At 63.5% G+C, this 16,413-nt stretch carries 17 protein-coding genes and 1 pseudogene; 5 read left to right on the top strand and 13 right to left on the bottom strand.

Annotated elements, in window-relative coordinates:
* Nucleotides 1-14 precede the first annotated feature (14 nt).
* The 9 genes from HU762_RS18050 to gspG all read right to left on the bottom strand — a co-directional run bounded on the left by HU762_RS18050 (nt 15) and on the right by gspG (nt 11,099).
* Nucleotides 15-1,244, bottom strand: coding sequence for a substrate-binding domain-containing protein (locus HU762_RS18050; RefSeq protein WP_186639292.1), 1,230 nt, complete (start codon nt 1,242-1,244; stop codon nt 15-17).
* Nucleotides 1,245-1,359: 115 nt separating this feature from the next.
* The gene (locus HU762_RS18045; protein ID WP_186639290.1) at nt 1,360-2,592 is read right to left on the bottom strand and encodes a substrate-binding domain-containing protein; all 1,233 of its coding nucleotides are present in this window, start codon (nt 2,590-2,592) and stop codon (nt 1,360-1,362) included.
* 339 nt (nt 2,593-2,931) lie between these two features.
* The gene (gspF, locus tag HU762_RS18040) at nt 2,932-4,143 is read right to left on the bottom strand and encodes a type II secretion system inner membrane protein GspF (RefSeq protein ID WP_186639288.1); all 1,212 of its coding nucleotides are present in this window, start codon (nt 4,141-4,143) and stop codon (nt 2,932-2,934) included.
* Nucleotides 4,143-5,585 (bottom strand): type II secretion system ATPase GspE, encoded by a 1,443-nt coding sequence (gspE, locus tag HU762_RS18035; RefSeq protein WP_186639286.1) that lies wholly within the window; start codon nt 5,583-5,585, stop codon nt 4,143-4,145. Before gspE ends, gspF begins: the two co-directional genes overlap by 1 nt.
* A complete protein-coding gene (gene gspD, locus HU762_RS18030) occupies nt 5,582-7,966 on the bottom strand; it encodes a type II secretion system secretin GspD (RefSeq protein WP_186639284.1) in 2,385 nt (794 codons plus the stop codon). The genes gspE and gspD overlap by 4 nt, the downstream gene beginning before the upstream one ends.
* Nucleotides 7,963-8,517: a type II secretion system protein GspM gene (gspM, locus tag HU762_RS18025; protein ID WP_186639282.1), complete on the bottom strand. Its 555-nt coding sequence runs from the start codon at nt 8,515-8,517 to the stop codon at nt 7,963-7,965. The genes gspD and gspM overlap by 4 nt, the downstream gene beginning before the upstream one ends.
* On the bottom strand, nt 8,510-9,682 hold the full coding sequence (gspL, locus tag HU762_RS18020) for a type II secretion system protein GspL (protein ID WP_186639280.1): 1,173 nt from the start codon (nt 9,680-9,682) through the stop codon (nt 8,510-8,512). The genes gspM and gspL overlap by 8 nt, the downstream gene beginning before the upstream one ends.
* Complete coding sequence (gene gspK, locus HU762_RS18015; RefSeq protein WP_186639390.1) at nt 9,679-10,623, bottom strand: type II secretion system minor pseudopilin GspK; 945 nt, start codon at nt 10,621-10,623, stop codon at nt 9,679-9,681. Before gspK ends, gspL begins: the two co-directional genes overlap by 4 nt.
* Nucleotides 10,624-10,649: 26 nt before the next feature.
* The gene (gene gspG, locus HU762_RS18010; RefSeq protein WP_186639278.1) at nt 10,650-11,099 is read right to left on the bottom strand and encodes a type II secretion system major pseudopilin GspG; all 450 of its coding nucleotides are present in this window, start codon (nt 11,097-11,099) and stop codon (nt 10,650-10,652) included.
* 173 nt (nt 11,100-11,272) lie between these two features.
* On the opposite strand from gspG, the gene gspI reads away from it, so the two are divergent.
* Nucleotides 11,273-11,653 carry a type II secretion system minor pseudopilin GspI gene (gspI, locus tag HU762_RS18005; RefSeq protein WP_186610012.1) on the top strand — a complete coding sequence of 127 codons (381 nt, stop codon included), beginning with the start codon at nt 11,273-11,275 and terminating at the stop codon, nt 11,651-11,653.
* A gap of 1 nt (nt 11,654) precedes the next feature.
* Here the strand turns inward: gspI and HU762_RS18000 are convergent, their stop codons facing one another.
* Nucleotides 11,655-12,083: a type II secretion system protein N gene (locus tag HU762_RS18000; protein WP_186639276.1), complete on the bottom strand. Its 429-nt coding sequence runs from the start codon at nt 12,081-12,083 to the stop codon at nt 11,655-11,657.
* 91 nt (nt 12,084-12,174) lie between these two features.
* On the opposite strand from HU762_RS18000, the gene gspH reads away from it, so the two are divergent.
* Both gspH and HU762_RS17990 read left to right on the top strand, forming a co-directional pair.
* Nucleotides 12,175-12,633 carry a type II secretion system minor pseudopilin GspH gene (gspH, locus tag HU762_RS17995; protein ID WP_186639274.1) on the top strand — a complete coding sequence of 153 codons (459 nt, stop codon included), beginning with the start codon at nt 12,175-12,177 and terminating at the stop codon, nt 12,631-12,633.
* Nucleotides 12,633-13,244 carry a prepilin-type N-terminal cleavage/methylation domain-containing protein gene (locus HU762_RS17990; RefSeq protein WP_186639272.1) on the top strand — a complete coding sequence of 204 codons (612 nt, stop codon included), beginning with the start codon at nt 12,633-12,635 and terminating at the stop codon, nt 13,242-13,244. The genes gspH and HU762_RS17990 overlap by 1 nt, the downstream gene beginning before the upstream one ends.
* A gap of 16 nt (nt 13,245-13,260) precedes the next feature.
* Here HU762_RS17990 and HU762_RS17985 read toward each other — a convergent pair whose 3' ends face one another.
* Genes HU762_RS17985 through HU762_RS17975 form a run of 3 tightly spaced genes read right to left on the bottom strand, consistent with a single transcriptional unit; the run spans nt 13,261 to nt 15,338 of the window.
* Entirely contained in the window at nt 13,261-14,217 is a 957-nt protein-coding gene (locus HU762_RS17985) for a FecR family protein (protein WP_186639270.1), read from the bottom strand.
* A gap of 54 nt (nt 14,218-14,271) precedes the next feature.
* Nucleotides 14,272-14,817: an RNA polymerase sigma factor gene (locus HU762_RS17980; protein ID WP_186639268.1), complete on the bottom strand. Its 546-nt coding sequence runs from the start codon at nt 14,815-14,817 to the stop codon at nt 14,272-14,274.
* Between the two features lie 17 nt (nt 14,818-14,834).
* Nucleotides 14,835-15,338, bottom strand: a complete 504-nt coding sequence (locus HU762_RS17975) for an STN domain-containing protein (protein ID WP_225923574.1) — start codon at nt 15,336-15,338, stop codon at nt 14,835-14,837.
* Between the two features lie 364 nt (nt 15,339-15,702).
* Here HU762_RS17975 and HU762_RS17970 point away from each other — a divergent pair, with 364 nt between their 5' ends.
* Complete coding sequence (locus HU762_RS17970; RefSeq protein WP_186639264.1) at nt 15,703-16,011, top strand: hypothetical protein; 309 nt, start codon at nt 15,703-15,705, stop codon at nt 16,009-16,011.
* Between the two features lie 214 nt (nt 16,012-16,225).
* A pseudogene (locus HU762_RS26750) lies at nt 16,226-16,411 on the top strand (GNAT family N-acetyltransferase); the annotation flags it as partial.
* Nucleotides 16,412-16,413: the final 2 nt, after the last annotated feature.

Here is a 16,413-nt window from a genome sequence, read left to right as displayed (position 1 = left end):
CCGGTGTTCAGGGTTTAGAGCGGACGACCAATGCCGTTGCAGGCGGTGGTGTTGCCCACCGACAGCGAGTTGGTGGCGGTGAAGAAGGTTTCGCGGACCGCAGTTTTCCAGGTGTTGGTGATCGGGATCAGCTTGGCGGCGATGATTTCGTCATCATCGTTGAGCAGGTCGGTGTGGGTGTAGTGGCGGTTGATGAAGCGGCGAACAGCAGTGTTATCGGTGCTGTCTTTGTAGCACTGGTTGAACACCATAAAGGTGTAGCCAACGATGCTGTAGCCCGTCGCCGGGTTAGGCAGGACCCTGGTCCAGTTTTCCGGCAAGCCGCGATCAGCAGAGACTGGCGGAGCGATGGTGCTCAATGCAGTCGTTGCGTTGCCGACAGTGGGCATATTGCCGTTTACTCTAGCCACTTGAGCATTATCGCCAGCGTTGACGTATGTCGGGCCGACGTAGCCGATGCCGCCTTCGGTGGAACGCACGGTGCTAGCCATCGCCGCACTGCCATTCACGGCAGTGGCGTTCGCCGGAACGATGCCGACAGCCGTGGTGAAGGTGCCATTGGTGGTGAACTTGGTCGGGCACTGGCTGTTCAGGTGACGGGTGAAGATCTCGCTGGTGCCGCTGCTGCCGGCGCGGTAGTAGACCTTGATCGGGGTGGTTGGATAGGCGCTGTTAATCTGATTCCAAGTAGTGACAGTGCCCGAGAAAATGTGGCACAGCTGGGCGCTGGTCAGGTTCAGGTTGTTGACGGCGGTGCCGTTGACCAACGTGAGTTTGTATGGAACGGTAACGGAAGTGGCTTCGGCAGGAATCTGAATGATCGGACCCCAGTTGGCGGCGTTGCCGGTCGGCACGGCGGGCGACTGGTGAGCGGCGCGATAGGTGGTCAGTTCAGCGCTGGTCAGGATCGAGTCGCTACCGGCGTAGTCAACGGTCACGGCCGGAACGTAGACTTTTTCCAGGGCGGTGGCCGAGTTGCCGTCCAGGTTCCAGACCAGCACGTCGGAGTTGTTGGTCAGGAAAGCGGTCTTGCCGGCGCCGCTACCCACACCCACGTAGTCGGCGAAGGCCAATTTAGGGTCGTTGAGGATGCCGACGGGAGCAGCGACACCCCCAGTTGGGGGCATGCCGTAAAGGATCTGCCGAGCGTCTGCGCCACCACCCACTACTGCTGCCATTGCCTGAGCACCGCTCAATACCAGGGCCAGAGCCATCACGCTATTCGAAACGAAGTTTTTGTACATGAACAATCTCCTTATGTAGGCGCTCTTCCAATGAGTAACTCGCCTGGGCGAGCGAAAAAACCGGCAACAGCGCGAGGCTGTTGCCGGTTCATGCAGCGAACCCGGTGTTCAGGGTTTAGAGCGGACGACCAATGCCGTTGCAGGCGGTGGTGTTGCCCACCGACAGCGAGTTGGTGGCGGTGAAGAAGGTTTCGCGGACCGCGGTTTTCCAGGTGTCGGTGATCGGGATCAGCTTGGCGGCGATGATTTCGTCGTCGTTGTTGGCCAGGTCGGTCAGGGTGTAGTGACGGTTGATGAAGCTGCGAACAGCGGAAGTATCGGTGCTGTCCTTGTAGCACTGGTTGAACACCAGGAAGGTGTAGCCAACGATGCTGTAGCCCGTCGCCGGGTTAGGCAGGACCTTGGCCCAGTTTTCCGGCAGGCCACGATCAGCGGCGGCTGGCGGAGCGATGGTGCTCAGGGCGGTCGTCACGTTGCCGACGGTGGGCAGGTTGCCGTTGACGCGAGCGACCACGGCGTTGCTGCTGGCGTTGACGTCTTCCGGACCGACGTAGCCGATGGCGCCTTCGGTGGAAAGCACGGTGCTGGCCATCGCGGTGCTGCCGGTCACGGCAGTGGCGTTTGCCGGAACGGTGCCGACGGCCGTGGTGAAGGTGCCGTTGGTGGTGAACTTGGTCGGGCACTGGCTGTTCAAGTGACGGGTGAAGATCTCGCTGGTGCCGCTGCTGCCGGCGCGGTAGTAGACCTTGATCGGGGTGGTTGGATAGGTGCTGTTGACCTGGTTCCAAGTGGTGACAGTGCCCGAGAAAATGTTGCACAGCTGGGCGCTGGTCAGGTTCAGGTTGTTGACGGCGGTGCCGTTGGCCAACGTGAGTTTGTATGGAACGGTGACCGAAGTGGCTTCAGCGGGGATCTGGATGATCGGACCCCAGTTGGCGGCGTTGCCGGTCGGCACGGCGGGCGACTGGTGAGCGGCGCGATAGGTGGTCAGTTCAGCGCTGGACAGGATCGAATCGCTACCGGCGTAGTCAACGGTCACGGCCGGAACGTAGACCTTTTCCAGGGCGGTGGCCGAGTTGCCGTCGAGGTTCCAGACCAGCACGTCGGAGTTGTTGGTCAGGAAAGCGGTCTTGCCGCCGCCGCTGCCCACACCCACGTAGTTGGCGAAGGCCGGTTGTGGCGCAGGGCCGTTGAGGATGCCGACGGGAGCCGCGACGCCACCGGTTGGAGGCACGCCGTACAGGTTCTGCGGCAGAGTGGCACCGCCACCGACGACAGCGGCCATGGCCTGGGCGGAGCAAAGGCCGGCGACGGCCATGGAAACAGCAAGAACGTTGCGCTTGAACATGAAGAATCTCCTTTCATCGTGTCTGGACGTTGGTAGTTCGCTTGTGCTTCTCATCGCGACCGCTGCCCCGAGCAGATTTCCAGCGCTCTTTTAAAGGGGTGGCCACGGCGTAGAAGCTCTCAACTTCCGGTGACAGAGAAAGGAAAAAATCTCGGGTGTTCGGCGCTGTTTTTCCTAAATATTCTCGGGAGTTACCGACACCTTCCTGACATTTCGCCCAGTTTTCGCAGCATCAGCTAAACGCTATGGCATGCCCTCCCCCGTGGGCCGTAGCCTGGCGCGCCGTACATGTCGAACGGATGACCCCGAGTGGCGCTCTGGTGTGGGATTACGCAGCCTTCATTGCACCAGCTGATTGATCTCGATGATCGGCAGCAGCACAGCCATGACGATGGTCAGCACGACGCCACCCATGATCACGATCATCAGCGGCTCCAACAGCGCCGTCATGCCCATGGCCCGCCGTTCGATGTCGCGGGACAGGGTTTGCGCGGCGCGTTCGAGCATGGGCGGCAAGTTACCGGTTTTTTCGCCGCTGGCGATCAGGTGGATCAGGATGGGCGGGAACACCTTGCCGACTCGCAGCGCATTGGCAAGGCCCACGCCTTCGCGTACCCGCAGCGTCGCATCCGCCACGCAATGGCCCAGACGGTCGTTGGCCAACGTCTGCCCGGCGGCGTCCAGGGCGCGCAACAGCGGCACGCCGGCGCTGCCGAGAATTGCCAGGGTCGAGGCGAAACGCGCCGTGTTCACCCCGAGCACGAAGCGGCCGATCAGCGGAAGCCGCAACACCCGGCTATGCCAGGCCAGGCGTGCCTCGGCGTTACGCAAATAGCGGCGCCACCCCCACCAGCAACCGGCCAGCCCGGCGAAACAAGCCCAGCCCCACGCGCGCAGGAAATCGCTGGCCTGCAGCATCACTCGGGTCAGGGCTGGCAGGTCCTGGCGCGCCTGGGAAAAGGCGCTGACCACCTGCGGCACCACGAAGCCCAGCAGGAAAATCACGATGACGATGGAGACCACGCCCACCACCGCCGGGTAGATAAACGCCGTGAGGATCTTGCCCCGCAGGTTGTTGCGTTCTTCGATGTAGTCGGCCAGGCGCTCCATCACCTGGGCAAGGTCGCCGGACTCTTCGCCAGCGGCAATCATCGCCCGGTAGATCTCGGGAAAATCCCGTGGCCGTGCGGCGAGCGCATCGGCCAGGCGCATGCCATTGCGCACGTCGCCACGCACGGCGCCCAGGGTCTCGGCGATGTGGCGTTTCTCGGCCTGGTCCACGGTGGCCGACAGGGCCGCTTCCAACGGCAAGCTGGCGCCCAGCAGGCTCGCCAGTTGGCGGGTGGCCCAGGCCAGATCGCCGTCGGACAGCTTGGGGCTGAATATACCGGGCGCACTGGCGCTGTTGACGGGTTGCTGTTCATCGATGCGCAACGGCGTTAACCCACGGCCACGCAGTTCACCCATCGCACTGCGCTGGCTGTCGGCTTCCAGCACGCCTTGTTGGATTTTCCCGGAGGCATCGGCGGCCTCGAAACGGTAGCGGTTCATCAGGCGTCCCGGGTCACGCGCAGGATTTCTTCGCGGGCGGTGGAGCCACTGGCCACCCACCGCTCGCCGTCCTCGCGCATGCTCAACATACCGGCCTGCCGCGCACAAATGCGCAGCGCCTGTTCGCCTTCGCCCTGGTGGATCAGTCGGCGCACCTCGTCGTCCACCACGAACAATTCGTGAATGCCGGTACGACCGCTGTAGCCGGTGTGGTTGCAGCGCGGGCAGCCGTGGGGGCGCCACTGCCCCGGCACCGCTTCGTCAGGCTGCTTGCATTCCGGACACAGGCGCCGCACCAGGCGTTGCGCGAGGACGCCGAGCAGTGACGACGCCAACAAAAAGGGCTCCACGCCGATATCGGTCAGCCGCGTCACCGCCGACACGGCGTCGTTGGTGTGCAGGGTCGCCAGGACCAGGTGCCCGGTCAATGAGGCCTGGACTGCAATCTGGGCGGTTTCCTGGTCGCGGATTTCGCCGATCATGATCACGTCCGGATCCTGGCGCAGAATGGCCCGCAGGGCCAGGCCGAAGCTCATGTCAATCCGGCTGTTGACCTGAATCTGGCTGATGCCCGGCAAATCGTATTCCACCGGGTCTTCGACAGTGAGGATGTTGCTGGTACTGGCATCCAGACGGGCCAGGGCGGCATAGAGCGTGGTGGTCTTGCCGCTGCCGGTGGGGCCGGTGACGAGCACGATGCCGTGGGGTTGGCGGATCAGTTGGTCCAGTTGAGTGAGCACGGCGGGCGCCATGCCCAAGGTTTCCAGCTGTAACCGCCCGGCCTGTTTATCCAGCAGACGCATCACCACGCGTTCGCCGTGGCCGGTGGGCACGGTGGACACCCGCACGTCAATCGGCCGCCCGGCGACACGCAGGGCTATGCGGCCGTCTTGGGGCAAGCGTTTCTCGGCGATATCCAACTGCGCCATGATCTTGATCCGCGACACCAGCGCCGCATGCAGGGCCTTGCGCGGCGCGACCACATCGCGCAGGGCGCCATCGACGCGGTAGCGCACCACGGAATGAGTTTCGAACGGCTCGATATGAATATCGCTGGCTTCATCCCGCGCCGCCTGGGTCAGCAACGCGTTGATCATGCGGATCACCGGGGCGCCACCTTCGCTGTCCAGCAGGTCGGCGACTTCCGGGATGTCTTGCATCAGCCGGTCCAGGTCGACTTCATTTTCCGCCGCGCCGACGATCGCGGCGGCGCTGCCGGTATCGGCGTAGGCGCTGGTCAGCAGCGCTTCCAACTCATCGTCGCGTATGCGTTGCAAGGCGGTGATGCCATAGCGGCGACGAACCTCATTGATGGCCCAGCCGGGCGTTGCGGCGCTGACCAACAGCACTTCGCCCTCCTCGCCAGCCTTGAGCAACAGCCGTTGGGCCTTGGCCCAGGCGTAGGGCAAGGCGCCCTGGCGGGTTGGTTGCCCAGGGTTCATGGCTGCTTGCCCGTTTCCAGCGGCACGGCGCGGATGGCTGCGCGGGGCACCTGATTGAGCGGCGCTGAATTGCGTGACGGCACGTTGAGCGGCATCGCCTGCTCGGCTGGCGGCAACTGCGGCGCCTGCATGTCGGTGAGCGGCCATCGGTGGATAGGCTGCAAATTGCCTTGGGCGCGACGGATAAAGTCATAGCGATTGAGGGTAATACTGCGTCCGACATTGTTGTCGCGGATGATGTACGGGCGCAGGAATACCATCAGGTTGGTCTTGGTCCTCGAGCGGCTGTCGCTGCGAAACAGCGCGCCGATACCGGGGATGCTGCCCAGCCCCGGAATGGCATCGGAGCTCTCGGTAAAACCATCCTGGAGCAAGCCGCCCAGAACCATGATCTGTCCATCGTCGAGCAGGATGCTGGTGTCGATGGCGCGCTTGTTGGTCACCGTGCCGGCGTCGCTGGACGCGCGCGGGTCCACGCTGCTGACTTCCTGGTAGATGTCCAGCTTGACCGTGCCGCCTTCGGAGATCTGCGGACGCACGTTCAGGCGCAGCCCTACTTCCTCGCGCTCGATGGTCTGGAACGGGTTGTTGCTGTTGCCCCCGCCATTGGTCACATAGTTGCCCGTGACGAACGGGATGGTCTGACCGACGAAAATACTCGCCGCTTCGTTGTCCAGCGTCAGCAGATTGGGCGTGGACAGCACGTTGGTACCGCCCTTGCTTTTCAGCGCGCGGGCCAGCACTTTCAGATCCAACACCTGGCCGATGCCCGGAATATTCACGGTGCCCGAGACCTTGCCGATGCTCAGGCCACCGGGCAGCGCATCGATACTGTTCTTGGCCGACGTATTGATGCCGGCGCCGCCCAGGTTGGCGCCGCCGATCCAGCCATTGCCGGCAAGGTCGCCGGCCTGCCATTGGATGCCGAATGCGCTGGCATCGTCTTCACTGACTTCGACGATCAGGCTTTCGATCACCACCTGGGCTCGGCGCTGGTCGAGCAGGTCGATGACCTCCCGCAGGTTGCGATACAACGGGTCGGGGGCGGAAATCAGCAAAGTGTTGGTGGTGGTATCGGCCTGCACGGTCACGCCATTGGCGGAAAACGCCACCGCGCTTTCGCCGGACTGATGGCCGCTCTGGCCGCTTTGACCACTCGGCATTTGCAGGCCGGCGCCCTGGCCGTTGCTGTTTTGCGAGCTGGCGCCGCTACTCGAGGAACTGCTGCCATTGCCGGTGGTGCTGTTGCCCGATTGGCCACCCAGGCCGCCGCCACTCAACAGGGCTCGCGCGCCGTCGGTGGACGCACCGGCCATTTCCCCTTCACCGGTGAGCAGGCCGCGCAGGGCCTGCGCCAGTTTGTTGGCCTGGGCGTTGCGCAGGTACACCACGTGAAGATTGCTCGGGTTGTTCTGGGCATTGTCGAGCTTGTAGATCAGTTGGCGGGCCAATTCGGTACGCTCGGGGCTGCCGGTGCGCAGGATGATGCTGTTGGACCGTGGGTCACCAATCACCGAGACCTTTTGCGTGGCATCGGCGCCCTGCACGTCCAGCAGCTCGGAGACCATCGTCGCGATGTCGACCGCGATCCCGTTCTGCACCGGCACCACATCGGTGTCGATGGCCCCGGGAATGTCGATGTTGGCGATGATCTGCGCCACGCGCCTGAGGTTTTCCGCGTAGTCGGTGACCACCACCGTGTTGTTGCCAGGATAGGCATTGATGGGGTTGTTAGCCGACACGATAGGCCGCAGCACCGGAATCAGGTTGACCGCGTTTTCGTACTGCAGGCGGTAGGTCCGCGTGATCATGCCATTGCCTGCCGGACGGTCGGCGTCCCCCACCGGGCCGCCCAGCAACTTGGCATCGGCTTCCGGCACCACCTGGCTGACGCCCTCCACTTCGACCACGGCAAAGCCTTGCATGCGCAGGGCCGCCAGCAACATGTCGTAGGCGGTATGAGCCGGAACTTCGCCTTCAGACACCAGGGTCAGTTGGCCTTTGATGCGCGGATCGACCAGGAACTGGCGACCGGTTGCCCGGGATAAAGCGCGCACCACGGCGGGAATGTCGGCCTCGACAAAATTCAACTGCACCGGCTGCTTGCCCAAGCCGTTGCCGGCCACCGTCGCAGCATCGGCGGGAGAACGCGGGCTCGAGCGCGACGGTGCCTTGTTGACCTGCCGCTGTCGCTGCTCTTGCACCTGCGCCTGGGCTCGCTGGCGCTCCACCAGCGCATCGCCGCTGCCGGTCTGCGCCAGCGGCTGGCCGAGTTCGCTTTGCGCGGCGATGGGCTGTGGTTGCTCGCCGCCCCATTGGCTACAGGCACTCAGCAGCAGCGCCAAGGGAAATGTTGACGCGTACGTACCAAACCGCTTCATGAAGAGTCCTTAGCGCCTGGCGCCTGTTCCATGCCGACGACCCCGGAAATCCGCGCGGCCGTCTCAGTACTTTGCGTTGTTGTCCGTTGCAAATGAGCGTCGCGCACCCGCAGGCCGAGCCGGGGTGCGTCGTCCAGTAACCAGTTCAACACGGCGTCGGCCGGGGCGTTATCGAGTGTCAGCCGCCACGTCATGGCATCACCCTCGGCGCTGTTCTCCAGGCGGTAGGCGCCCGCGAGACCGATGCCATCCAAACGCTCATGCAAAACTTGCGGGGTGATCGCGCCGGGCGGCACGCTGGCGCCTTGCACCTCGCCCAGCACCGATTCCAGCGCTGCCGCCTGGGAACGCAGGCGCGGCAGCTCGGCCTGCCAATGATCGATGCGTTGCAGCGGCGGTTGGACCAGGCCGTACCACAGCACCATCACCGGCAACACCACGGCGGCGACGCGCAAGATGCGTTTATCCCGGGCGCTGCTGCGTTGCCAGAACTGCAGTGCGCTGGCGCGCTGGGCCTGCCAGCGGGCGCGATAGCGGGCAAGGCTATTCATCCGCGGCCTCCGCGACGGACGTCGTCTTGGCGTCCGCTGGCAAACGCTTAAGGGTCCACTGCCCGTTGGCCAGATCCGCTTGTATGCCGCCTTGCGCCAGGCTGGCTTGCCAGCTGCTCTCGGCAGGGGGTTTGCGGGCCGGCGCGCGCGGGGTCAGGTGCAATTCCGTGCCATCAAAGTCGAGCTTGTCGACGGCGCCCGCCATGAACGGCAAATGCCCAGCCGCCTGCTGCACCAGGACCGCGAAGCTGACCGGTCCTTCGGCCAGCGCCCCGTCGCGTCGCGCATCGCGTTGCTGACGCGCCTGTTGCAAGGGATTGAGGACCACCGGCAACTCGGGGAAAACCTGCTGCACCCGACTGACCATCTGTCTCTTGATTGCTTGGCCCTCATCGGCCAGCCGCATGGCATACAGATTGAGGCCCAAGGCCCAGATCAACGCCGCCACCGCGCAACAGGCTGCGGCGCGGCCCCAGCGCTGATTGCCCCGTGGGTTCTGCTCGATGCCGCTGAGCAGACTCCATGACGGCACCGGGCCGATCCAGCGCTGTTCGCCCGGCAATGGATCGACGCCGGCCAAGCTTTCTGGCCGCGCACCGACCCAACGCACCGTCCTCTCGCGCAATTGCTCGAGCCCTTCTTCCATCAAGGGATGAACCCAGGCGCGCTGAAGGTCCTCGCGTACCAGCAAATGATCCTCCACCCAAGTTGCCGTGCACGCGCCGGCCTCGGCCAACGATAAAAAGCACGGCGCCGCGTACAGGCCGCGCGGCTGCAACTTGAGCGTTTGCAACAACTGCGAGAGACGCTGCAGCGCCGCCCGGTCAAACCAAGCCAATTGCACCTGGCCGCCAATGTCGCGAGGCCCGTGTACCAGGTGAACGGTATCGTCGCTGCCCAGCAGCAGGTTGTCTGCCGCGCAACGCACGGCATCGCCCAGGCGCGCAGCTGGCAGCGGGGGCAATTCGACGCAGGCCAGCAAGCTGTCCTGGGGATGCAAACAGAGCTCCAACGCTTGGGCTTGGGCCGCGCTGCTCAGCTCGCGCAAAGACTGTCGACCCTGCTTGACCAACGCGCCCTTACGGTCGAGCCAGGCACACTCCAACAGGCTGTCGGCGTTCAACTGCGCCAACGGCGCCAGGGCCATCCGCAGCAAAACGCTCATGCGCCCACCCGCGACCAGATCACTCGGGGCCGGTTCAGCTCACCGCGATAAAACAGCGCCTGGACGCTGAACTGGCGCTGCTCGACGGTGGATTGCCCGCGCAACAGAAACCACTCGCTGGTGATGCCCAGGCGCAGTTGTTCAGTGCTCATCTGCGGTACACGCAAGCGGTTGAGGTAATCCCCGCTGTTGATGAACCACTGGCCACGGTCGCGCTCGGCGATCAGCGCTTGCGCCTGGGCCACGCTCATGCCGGGCACCCGCGCGGCCAGGACTTGGGCAGTGGTGGTGTTGCCGTTCACCCAGGTGCTCGCTGGCAGCACCGTGACAAAGGGGCGCAAGCGCTCAAGAGTGGCGGGGTCGATACCCGGCAAGCTGGCCAAGTCATCGAAGTGGCGCAACATCGGCCGGGTGGCGGGCAGCGGGCGGCTGTCGGCGTCGGGTGACGTCAGGCGGCCGCTGTCCAATCCCGTTCCCGCGCTCGTGCTTTGCGACGCAGGCTGCAAGCGCCTGGGGTACGCCTCGATCACGCGCTGGACGATGCGATTGGCCTGGGCAAGCGGTACGCCCAGTTCGGCGCAAAGGCGTTCGAACACAGCGGATTCCAGCGTGTCGAGCTGTCCGTCCAGGACCAGGTTGCGCAGGTTGAATTTGCTCTGCTCATCGCTGATGCGACCGTCGAATACGCCGCTCTCAGAGCCCAGGCGTACGCCGCGCATGGGCTGCGCCCAGTCCTGGTCCAAACGCGTCATGGGTTCGCGCAGCCGTTGCTGCCACAGCGCCTGTCGGGTCCACTCCAGCACCCCATTGGACAGCCAGGCGCCCCGCACCCGCTGGCTTTCGCTTTCAACGCCACGGGTCACCTGCGTCTGCCGGGCGATCATGCCAGCGGCAATCACCGCCACCACGGTCGCTACCAGTAAGGCGCTGATCACCGCCATGCCGCGCTGCGCTGAATGCCCCACGGCTAAAGCTGCCAGGAGCCAATATCGGCGTTGACGCCTTCACCATCGGGCTGGCCATCGGCGCCGAGGGAAAACACATCAACCTCGCCGTTGGTGCCTGGGTTGAGGTAATTGTAGGCACGGCCCCAAGGGTCCTTGGGCAATCGCTCCAGGTAAGCACGCCAATTGGCGCTGGTGGCATTGGCAGGCTTTTGCGCCAAGGCTGCGAGGCCTTCGTTCATGGTCGGGTAGCGCCCTTGATCAAGGCGGAACAGCTTGAGCGCCTGCATCAGCCCGGCGACGTCCTGGCGAGCCGCCGTGGCCCTGGCCTGGTCCGGCCGGTCGAGGACTTTGGGCACGACCATGGCGGCGAGAATCCCGAGGATGACCACCACGACCATGATTTCGATCAGGGTAAAACCTCGCTGCCGGCGAGGGCCTTGTGTGGGACGGTTAGACGACACGACACCCATCTCGACACTCCTTGGCTGGCGCCTGGTTCGGCGCGGATTGAGGTTTCCATTCGCTGCGGATTGTTCCAGTCGCATATGTCACTGGTATAAAAAATCCTCAGGAGCTTTGGTCAGCAATCCGTCAAGTGCGGGCATTAGGCTGAAGTCCATTTCCCCCGACGACGCTCATCACCATGACCAGACAGGTGCCCCGGCAACGCGGTTTTACCCTGATCGAAGTGTTGGTGGCGCTGCTGATCGTGGCGGTGGCGATGTCGGCGGCGGTACGTGCCAGCGGGCAAATGAGCCAGAGCAACGCGCTACTGCGCGAGCGCTCGGTAGCGCTGCTGGCGGCGCAGAACAGCCTGGCCGAACTGCGTCTGCGCGGGGTGAAAAATAAGGACAGCGCCATGCAGCGCTGTGATCAAGGACGTTTGAAGCTCAGTTGTGAACAGCGGGTAACCCGCAGCGGCGATCTGCTGAGGGTGCAGGTCCTGGTGCATGATCGCGAACAACACGGGCCACCGCTGGCGCGCCTGGAAACGTTGTTCAGCCGTCCCATCGCCAAACCATGAATCAACGCAGCGACGGCAGCGCCACCGGCGCCGGCAGGCGGGCTATCGGCAAACGCGATTCAGTGCCGGCGCGGTCGATGACCACGGCGTCGCCTTCGATACCGCGCAAGCGCACGCCCTCGCCCAACTGCTCCCCCGCCAGGAAGGCCCGGGGCGGCCCGTCATCGATACTGAGGACCGCTACCGCGCCATTCGGGCCGGCTAGCAGGCCGCTGAGCTTGATCTCCAGGGTATGCGCCGAACTGGCAAACCACTGGGCCGCCTCCTGGCCGGTGGCGGCCAGCGGTGGCAAGGCTTCGCTGCTGGCCTGGGCTTGCACGGGCGCCGAATCGTTGAGCAAAAAACCCCATATGACGAGCCCCGCCACGCTGGCAAGCACGGCGGCAGCCTGTACCAGGGTGGCCGGGTTCAACCGATGGAAATGGCGCATGAGCGGATCCTCCGTGAATTCCAGTGAATCAGGCTACCCGTGCTTTCTCACGTTTTTATTGCAAATCCACCCCAGATACAGGCGCAGCGCCATGAATAATTGGCGACACCGGCAACAAGGCTTCACGCTGATCGAACTGATGGTGGTGTTGGTGATCATCGGCATTGCCAGCGCCGCCATCAGCTTGAACATCCACGCCGACCCTGCGCGCGGCCTGCGTGAAGACGCCAAGCGCTTGGCGTTGCTGCTGGAGACCGCCCAGGCCGAAGCGCGCAGCGACGGCCGGCCCATCACTTGGGTCGCCGACAACCAGGGCTACCGTTTCGTGCGGCGGGATGTCGTCGACGCGCGGGATCGGGAGTTCATCAACGACCCGCAACTACGGCCCAGACGCTGGGATTCGGCGCCAGTGGAGGTGCGGATACGCCAGGGCAAAACGCTGGTGCTCGATGCCGAATGGATTGGCGCCCCCCTGCAAGTCACCCTGTCCAGCAACCAGGCCAGCGTATCGGTGACGCGCACCGCGACTGGCCGCATCGAGGTGCATTGATGGACCGGCAAAGAGGCTTCACGCTGATTGAGGTGATGGTAGCCATTATGCTGATGACGATCGTCAGCCTGATCGCCTGGCGCGGGCTCGACGGCGTGACTCGCGCCGACGCTCACTTGCAGGACAGCGTCGAGCAACACGCGCAACTGATGCGTGCGCTCAACCAGTTGCAGCGAGACTTTGCCCTGCGCGCCACCACTGAGTTGGCCGAGCCAAAAGCCCCTGACGACCCGTCTGTCGCCAGCCTCCCGGCGCCTGCGGCGATCAGCATCCGCAGCAGCGACAGCAACCCGTTGCAATTGGAACTGATACGCGCCACGGCGGCGCAGGACGGCAGCGTGCAGCGCGTGAAATGGTGGATCGACAACGGCACGTTGTTTCGCGCCGCAGGTGCCGGCCGGTCGCGCTACCCATTACCTGCGCCCAAGGAAGGCGTGGCGGTGCTCAGTGAACTGGAGCGCGTCGATGTGCGGGTCTGGCGCGCGGATCGTGGCTGGAGCCATCTGACCGGCAGCAAGGAGGAAAACCCGGCTGGCCTGGAGTTCAGCTTCAGCCGTCGCACGGCGCAAGGCACCGAGCAGTACCGCCAGGTGTTGGCGCCGCTTGAATGATATCGCATGGGCGGTTTTAGCTGACCAGCACGATGCCGCCCGGTAGCTCGGTGATCGAGGCGCCATAGGCATCGCGAATCAGCACGGCGACATTTTCCAATTGCGCCAAGCTGAAGCGCGCCTGCACCTTGCGCTGCCCCAGTTGCGCGTTCATCAGCACAATCATCCCAGGGCGGTAGCGGTTGATTTCATCAATCACGCTCGCCAGCGGTGCGTCGTTGAACACCAGCATCTGCTCACGCCAGGCCATCACTTGCTGTGTGTCGAAGGCGCTGGGTTGGCCTTGTCGCTGCGCGGTATAGGTCAATTGCAGGCCTTGCACCAGGCTTACGCGACGTCCTTGATGCTGGACTTGCACGCTGCCTTCCAGGCACGTTACGCACACGCTGCCATCGATGGCCCGTACATTGAACCGCGCGCCATCGGCCAGCAGCTCGGCATTGCCGGCCAATACGCGCAAAGGCGTACGGGCCTGGACCTCCACTTCGCCGCTCAGCACTTCGATGGCGGCATCGCCAGCGGCCACGGTGCGCTGGCTGATACGCGTCTGGGTATTGAGTTCAAGCACTACGCCCTGGACCAGGTCGACACGCCGTTGTTCACCCACATTGGTATGAAAATCAGCCCCCATGGACCAGCCATCCAACAGCGCCGGACGCGCTACCAATACCGCCACTGACGCGGCAATCGCCCCGCCGAGAAACGCTCGCCGGCCGAAACGTCGGGGGTGATCGATGACCTTAGCCGCCTGTACGCCTTGGAGCATTTGCTCGGCAGGCGCCATGGCTTGCCACAACTGCCGGGCCTGGGCAAATGCCCGGGCATGTTCCGAGCTCTGTGCGCTCCACCGGCGAAAGGCCTCGGCATCGGCTTGGGTGGCGTGCCCGGACGTCAGGCGCACCAGCCAATGGAAGGCTTCGTCCCGGAGCTGGCTAACCGTGGCAGTGGCCGATTCAGATGCGCTTATGGACATGTTTTTCAAACGTGCAATGACTCGAGAAAGTACGCGCGACACGCGCTTCATGACCTAAGACTGTTTTCCCGCACCGGGACCGAACCGCTGGATCACTTTTCTTTCCAGGCGATCCGCACAATATTCCAGCGCAGCCTTGAGTTCCTTCTCGACCATCCGGGTGGAAATGCCAAAACGCAGGGCGATCGCCTGATGCGGCGTTTGCTCCATGCGCGATGCCATCAATATTTGCCGACGCCTGGAGGAAAGCTCGGTCAGCGCCTGCATCAGCGCGCGAATTTCAATCTGACCGCCCACGATCACCGCCGGGTCCTGATGCTCGTCGACCGTTTGCATCAGCTCTTCGATTTCGATACCGGTGAGCAGTCGCGCATCCTGTGCACGACGGTCAGCGGCGATGTTCAGGGCCATGCGAAACAGGTAGGCGCCGGGTTTCTGCACATCCACCGGCTGTTCCATGCGGTCTACCCGCAGATAGGTTTCATGCAATACGTCGTTGGCCAGGTCATCGGAGCCCAGACGCCGGCGCAGGCGCGCGCGAAACACATCATAGGAAGCCAGGAACACCTTGAGCATGGCGCTCTGCTCCTTTTCCGTCATGGCTTTACCGCTCCTTCCTATGGGTTGCATTCCATGCCTGCGACAGCGGCGTCCGGCATCACCAGCACAGTCACCGGCTGCGGCAACGACGACGGCGGTATCTGGCCGATATTCAATCGACCCAACGCCTCGATTATCGCCGCATCACGCTGGTCATTACCGGTGGAAGCCAGCAAGCGACTGTGCTGCACCTCGCCCAACGCGCCCACCCACACCTGCAACGCTGCGCGATAACGGCCCGGGCGAGTCACCACGGAGCGACATAGCGCCTGCTCCAGCGCAGACTGCAAGGCGTTGGCAAAACTGTTCTCGCGTAACCTGGGATTGCCGTGGCGTGGCGACGTACCTGCACGGCTGGCGACCTCGGCTCGTTTGACGGTAAATGCATCCGCGCCGGTGTACAGCGCCATCAGCCCACTTCCGGCCAATAACTGCTCCAGCGCCTGACGCGCATGCAAGCGCCCATTCACCGCCGTCGATCGCCGTCCGTGCGTCAGCTGGCGATCAACCAGAATCGCCATTGCGCTGGTTCTGCTGTAAAGGTCCAGGGCGGCACTCAGCTCCTGAGCGGGGATTGCAAATTCGACCAAGCGATCCGCTCGGTGGCCAGCCTCACGAGGCGCAGGCGTGGCTGACCACGCATCCCTTTGCGGCATCAGTGCATGGAGCAAAAAAAACAGTACCGTGGGCGCGAGGCAGCACCTGCTCAGCGCTTCTCTTGACATAGACGGCTTCCGGCCCGAACGGCGTGTCGACGCCCTGCGTTGGCGCATCATGAGAGCTGTACATGTCGTTTGTGTGACGGTCGCTGCAAAAAAAACATCGCCATACGCTGCGCGATTTCGAGGTAGATTGGATTCTTCTGCCGCCGCGAGGAACCTCGTCATGGACTGTCGCGTATTCACGCCACTGTTTCTTATCCTTCCCTTGTGGGTGCAAGCCGCCGAGCCAGTGAATGAGGGATGCATCAATGTCGAGGTGAACGGCTACAAGGCGCTGTCCTATGAATGCCTGAGCGAGCAGATGGCTAACCCGAAGGGCACTGCGGCAGCTCGCAAGAACCAGGAAGCGATGAACGTGCCGATCGACCAGCGCGCGCCGAATAAGCTGGGCTTGTACAACCAGTCCGCTACGCGAATTCGCATGGGCAACACCTTTGGCAATTCCGCCTTGCCGCAACGCCCGCCGCAGTAGCGTAATGCTGTTCACTTAAACCGTGGCGAGGGAGCTTGCTCCCGCTCGGCTGCGCAGCAGTCGCAAAACCTGCAAACGCGATCCGTCTGGAGGACCGCATTGGCCGTTTGGGGCTGCTTCACAGCCCAGCGGGAGCAAGCTCCCTCGCCACAGGTTTGTTGAACCTCTTAAATCAACAGCATTACGCCGCAGTAGCGAGCACATCGCCCATTAGGCGACACTGGCGGTGAGGCACTTGATCCAGCAGGCCCAGTCGCACTGGCGACTCGGTCGGCTGCAGGCCAATGTCTACGCGACCAACATAGGCTCGGTAAAAGTACTTCAGCGCTGTGGTTTTCTGCTGGAGCGTTCCAACCGGGGCGAAACCGGGCATGACAATTGGTACGGTCTTTCAATCTAGCT

The sequence above is a fragment of the Pseudomonas sp. SWRI92 genome (assembly GCF_014268685.1).
Taxonomy (GTDB): Bacteria; Pseudomonadota; Gammaproteobacteria; order Pseudomonadales; family Pseudomonadaceae; genus Aquipseudomonas; species Aquipseudomonas marvdashtae.
This window is presented reverse-complemented; position numbering and strand designations above follow the sequence as displayed.